Below are 4337 nucleotides of genomic sequence, written 5' to 3'. Positions count from 1 at the left end.
TCTTTGTTCGCGGCTTTGCTACTCCTCTCGGCGTTGCTACACCACTTCTCGTCTTTCCGAGCCGCCAAGATAGGCCCAGTGAAACAGGCGATCACCTCCATCTAGAGAAGCTATCTATTCCTTGTCGGGGGAATTCTACTTAGCCAGGCACACGTTAGTGATATACGCCTGCAAGCCGTTTATTTGGCTGGTTGCAATTCCGATTCGCTCTCTGAGACTGATATAATCCCGTTCAGCGGCGTTAGTAAGTCTGGCGCTGGCATCATCAGGGACGCTGGCGGGGCCGGTGGTTTTGGACACTGGCTTTGAACATGTTGCGTTGAGCTGCAACCGCTTAGTGCCATTAGCGATATCAGCACGAAGGCGCTCATTTTCAGATTTGGCATCTGCCAACTCCTTGGTGTGTTTGATATCGATAGCGGCTACGGTTTGACGCTGAGTTTCTATCTGGTCGAGAGTGGCTTGTTGCTGCTTGGCTACATTGCTTAACTCAGCTACATCACGATTGAGCGATTGAACTCGGTAGTGGTAGTAAGCTAGTCCAAACAGTGAAGCGATAAGCACGGCAACCAGAGCGGCGGTTAATTTCCCAGGCATAGCGCCTTCTCCTTCTCGCGCCTAACAACCAGTCCGGGGAGCTGTTTCCCGCCACCATAAGTCCAGCGAGGGAACTGATAACAGGCTTCAGTAAACTTTCCCTCTCTCAGCATCCGGTACATCGTGGATTTCTGCATCTGGGGGCAGCCGGCATTAAATGTGATTGAGGTCACCGCATCAAACTGGCCTTGGTTCAGCTTGTTGCCATTGCCGTACTTGTTCACGCAGGATTCAGCCTGAAGAATGTTCTTCTCCCAGTCTGCGGCGATCTGCTCATCAGACTTTCGGATGCCCTGCTTCACTCCATGAGTATTTCCAATGCCATCGGTCAATACTCCAGCCGGACAGACATACGGGTCACGGCGGCATGACTCGGCATTACCAATAAGCTCTAAACCTTTCTCGCTAGTCCTAACCGTTCCGTTAGATACGACGATTGCAATAATGGCTGATACAGCGCAGGCGGTACCGGTGGCAACACGCTTTAATGTCGCCATCACTCACTCTCCATTTGCTGCAACGCTTCATTGACCACCTGAATAGCTTCCGGGTGACTGCCAATAGGCTTGCCCTGTAAGTAATCTTTTAGTATCTGCGTCCGGTCCTGCTGCTCTTTAATCTGAGCGGCTTTCTCTCTTCTATTCGCGTAATACGTCTTTATGGTGAACCAGGCACTTATCAGTGCACCGATTATAAAAATGTATTCCTGCAAGCTAAGAGCGGAGAACAAAGCAAGTGAGGCTGTCCACCAATAAGGTAATTGCCCGGTATCGTTCATCTTCATGACCCACCCCCCAGTTGGGGATATATCCCCGGCTATTGGTCGGGTGCTGTTGTGTAGGGAATAGCTCCCGTCGTAGTCATTCGAAAGTGTGAGGGTGTTTTCAGTGATTGACTGTTTTGACGGGAGCTAAATAAAAAAGGCCACCAAATTGGCAGCCTTAAAAGTTGGTATGTGGTGTCCGGCGCTAATCTCGGATATGTCAGACTTTCACTGCGCTACTCCGCGTGTCGGGGAGTGGTTTTACACTCTCCCTTGCAGGCCGTCTGCTGGAGTTTTGCCAGCCTGCACGGTCACTTCATCTCCAGTATTGCGGCTCTTTAGCATGAGCATTCACCACATTCGGCTGGATACTGTTTCACAACGATTGGATTAACCAATCCAGTACCCATGCGAATGTAGAAAGCAAAAAGCCCCGGCGATTAACCGAGGCTTCAAGTGCGTCAACAATGGACAAATTCCCACTGTTAGAAACTCTAACCCCAACTTTCGGAAAAGTAAATAGCTGTAGATAAAATAATGAACTATTTTTTAATGCATTATTTAGTTACCTCCTTAAGCACCCTTTCTGCGTTACTTTCCTCGACATCAAGCTGATGAATTAACGAGTCATAAAACGGTTTTATCGTCTTATCCCACGTTGCCGCACTAATTAAATCGGTGAATGCACAAATTGCCCTGAATGCGTCTGCTGCCGGTATTCGCTCATACCCAAGCCCATTACAGCGCTTGCAGTCGCGTAGAACTGGAACCCCTTGTTTCTCTGTTTCTTTTTGGTCAACAGCGACTCGCCTGCCACGGCAATCACGACACGCTACCGAAAGATGCCCTTTGCCATTACAGTGAGTGCAAATTTCATCTACAACTTCGACCTTAGTTTTTGCTGGCGTTTTATCCCCGCAACCAGGGTGCTTGATAACGTTCTTTGCTCCGCTGATAAACTTCTTTCCCTTACATCGCGGACACTCTTCCACCCCAGAGGCGCTACGGCAATAATCCTTGTAGGCGAAAGTTGCGAGCTTTTGCACTACCTTCACTTTAATCTTAGTGTCTAGCTTGCGTAAGGCTGCAACCTTGTCGCAATGCTTCATTCCATACTGAGTGAGTAATTGAATTGCACGTTTAACATCATCCTGACTTAGCCCCAGCTTTCCCCAAAAAGCTTTAATGCCAAGCTCTGCCCTCGACTGGCACATTCCGAAAGCACCCATATGATCAGTGCCGGTAAGAGTGTCGCCAGTACATCTAGGTGAGTCAGTGAAGGACTGAGTTTTGCAGAAGAAATATTTTGATGCAGATTCTAAGCTCATGCTGCCTCCCTGATTAACTGAAAGTCTTTCAGATACAGGCCGCCGAAGCTGTAGACGATTTCTTCACGGATATTTTCCAGAGTTGCGTATGGGAAATAATCCAGGAAGAATTCAGCCGCCCTATCAGCTTCATCGAGCAATTCAGATGCATTCCGTGGGTTAATAACGAAAATGACATCCTGAAAAATCGCGCCTGTCTCACATGGGTAGGTAATTTTGCTCATGCTGACCTCTTCCTGCCTGTTGTCCCAACCATCAGCCGACCATTAACAATGGCGTGGCGCTCTCCCTTCACGTCATTGGCATACTTCTTCACCGTTGAGCGCTGAGTGTTTAGCTGGGCCGCCACAGTTGATTGGTTGCCATAAGCGGCGATAAGTAACTCTGGAATGGTTTTCACATATGCGTTCACGCTGCTACCTCCTGAAAATGGGATCGCCTTTTCTCAAGCATCTTGGCTTTTTTGGTGAAGATGGTTTTAATGCGGATTAGATATGGAATGTCGAACTTGCGGGTTTCGTGGTTTGAATCTACTTCCTGAACTTTGTCTAAGCCATCACGCTCGATAAGCCCTATTCTGAAACCGGCCACATTGCCGCTTAGGTGTCGATTGCAATAAACGCATTGGGACCCAGTATTGTGAAGATTAAATCGGAGGTGGGGTGCTGCGCCTCGGCTTCGATAGTGTCCACATTCCATCGTTCCGCCGTACTTCTGTTCTGGATACCTGCCGCAACTTATGCAGGGAGTGCCTAAATATTTGAGTCTCACATACTTGTTAAACGCTGCTTGGGCCTCTGCCATCCGCTGCGGTTTGGTCTTTAACTTCTCCCTCCTGGCTTTCAATTCGTCTTTCTGTGTTTTGGCTAGCTGCTTATCTGCTACTGATTTCTTCTTCTGCCTTCGCTCACGGTCTTTTCGGTATAAAAGTATGGCGTACTCTTCTCGATGTTCTGGACAGCACCACCACGTTTCTACGCGGTCAGGCTTGAACCTCGTTTTGCATACTTTGCAGTTACGATGGCTCGGTAGCTTGTTTATCATCGGCTTCCTCCAGCATTTCTATTGAAGCGTTTTCACGCTCGCATTCATCACAGCTGTATGTTTCATCGGGCTTAAGTGTGGCTCGGCAGAACGCGCAGACGGAGCGCTGTAGTTCAAGCATTCTTTCTACTCCTGAGTCTTAGCCAGCGTTTAGCTAATAACGGATAGATAGCGTCATATGTGGGTATTTCGCTGGCGGGGGTTGGGGGTTTAGGCTTGGTTCGAGATGTCTTGCGGAAGATAAGATTGTCTATGGCTATCTGGGTCGGGCTTCTTCGCGTCATCGGCGCTGCCTCCAGGGCTTTCTCCCTTTCTGTCGCCATGATTCGTTCGATTTTTGCTGCCATTCAACATCAATCAGCTCTGGCGTCCATTCTTTCGGAGGTTTGAGTGATAGAGCTAAAAGAATGGCAAGATTTATTCCATCATATCTATTCATGCCGCCTTCCTGATTTGCACAGGAAAATCCAATAGGGCCATGTGATGCCAATGCAAAATGCCCTTGCATACCCCGCGACTGTTTCTTTGCTGCCTTGAATGTCATGAGCCCATTCAGATACAACGCCAGCCATCCAGAAATAAGCTGCGACTAATATCAGAGTAAT

General features: G+C 48.4%; 8 protein-coding genes. All 8 read right to left on the bottom strand.

All coding sequences use genetic code 11. The annotated features are described in order from the left end of the window. Window positions 1–135 precede the first annotated feature (135 nt). Window positions 136–597, bottom strand: a complete 462-nt coding sequence (locus V2A85_RS22265; RefSeq protein WP_420072397.1) for a lysis protein — start codon at window positions 595–597, stop codon at window positions 136–138. Then, window positions 582–1094: a lysozyme gene (locus V2A85_RS22260; protein WP_420072396.1), complete on the bottom strand. Its 513-nt coding sequence runs from the start codon at window positions 1092–1094 to the stop codon at window positions 582–584. The genes V2A85_RS22265 and V2A85_RS22260 overlap by 16 nt, the downstream gene beginning before the upstream one ends. Then, a complete protein-coding gene (locus V2A85_RS22255; RefSeq protein ID WP_048620322.1) occupies window positions 1094–1375 on the bottom strand; it encodes a hypothetical protein in 282 nt (93 codons plus the stop codon). The genes V2A85_RS22260 and V2A85_RS22255 overlap by 1 nt, the downstream gene beginning before the upstream one ends. 542 nt (window positions 1376–1917) lie before the next feature. Beyond that, a complete protein-coding gene (locus V2A85_RS22250) occupies window positions 1918–2688 on the bottom strand; it encodes an antitermination protein (RefSeq protein WP_420072395.1) in 771 nt (256 codons plus the stop codon). Continuing rightward, window positions 2685–2912, bottom strand: coding sequence for a hypothetical protein (locus V2A85_RS22245; protein ID WP_420072394.1), 228 nt, complete (start codon window positions 2910–2912; stop codon window positions 2685–2687). The genes V2A85_RS22250 and V2A85_RS22245 overlap by 4 nt, the downstream gene beginning before the upstream one ends. After that, complete coding sequence (locus tag V2A85_RS22240; protein WP_050144638.1) at window positions 2909–3100, bottom strand: protein ninH; 192 nt, start codon at window positions 3098–3100, stop codon at window positions 2909–2911. The genes V2A85_RS22245 and V2A85_RS22240 overlap by 4 nt, the downstream gene beginning before the upstream one ends. Then, complete coding sequence (locus tag V2A85_RS22235) at window positions 3097–3732, bottom strand: recombination protein NinG (RefSeq protein ID WP_420072393.1); 636 nt, start codon at window positions 3730–3732, stop codon at window positions 3097–3099. The genes V2A85_RS22240 and V2A85_RS22235 overlap by 4 nt, the downstream gene beginning before the upstream one ends. Next, entirely contained in the window at window positions 3704–3853 is a 150-nt protein-coding gene (locus V2A85_RS22230) for a hypothetical protein (protein ID WP_420072392.1), read from the bottom strand. The genes V2A85_RS22235 and V2A85_RS22230 overlap by 29 nt, the downstream gene beginning before the upstream one ends. Between the last annotated feature and the right edge of the window lie 484 nt (window positions 3854–4337).

Origin of the sequence: Yersinia sp. 1252 StPb PI (assembly GCF_048593885.1) — a bacterium.
Classification (GTDB): Bacteria; Pseudomonadota; Gammaproteobacteria; order Enterobacterales; family Enterobacteriaceae; genus Yersinia; species Yersinia enterocolitica_E.
Note: the sequence above shows the minus strand (reverse complement) of the source record. Positions and strands in the feature narration are given on the sequence as shown.

Bases quoted from the DNA above. Each gene is read 5' to 3' on its own strand.
- V2A85_RS22265 (WP_420072397.1), bottom strand. From the start codon at position 597: ATGCCTGGGAAATTAACCGCCGCTCTGGTTGCCGTGCTTATCGCTTCA.
- V2A85_RS22260 (WP_420072396.1), bottom strand. From the start codon at position 1,094: ATGGCGACATTAAAGCGTGTTGCCACCGGTACCGCCTGCGCTGTATCA.
- V2A85_RS22255 (WP_048620322.1), bottom strand. From the start codon at position 1,375: ATGAACGATACCGGGCAATTACCTTATTGGTGGACAGCCTCACTTGCT.
- V2A85_RS22250 (WP_420072395.1), bottom strand. From the start codon at position 2,688: ATGAGCTTAGAATCTGCATCAAAATATTTCTTCTGCAAAACTCAGTCC.
- V2A85_RS22245 (WP_420072394.1), bottom strand. From the start codon at position 2,912: ATGAGCAAAATTACCTACCCATGTGAGACAGGCGCGATTTTTCAGGAT.
- V2A85_RS22235 (WP_420072393.1), bottom strand. From the start codon at position 3,732: ATGATAAACAAGCTACCGAGCCATCGTAACTGCAAAGTATGCAAAACG.
- V2A85_RS22230 (WP_420072392.1), bottom strand. From the start codon at position 3,853: ATGCTTGAACTACAGCGCTCCGTCTGCGCGTTCTGCCGAGCCACACTT.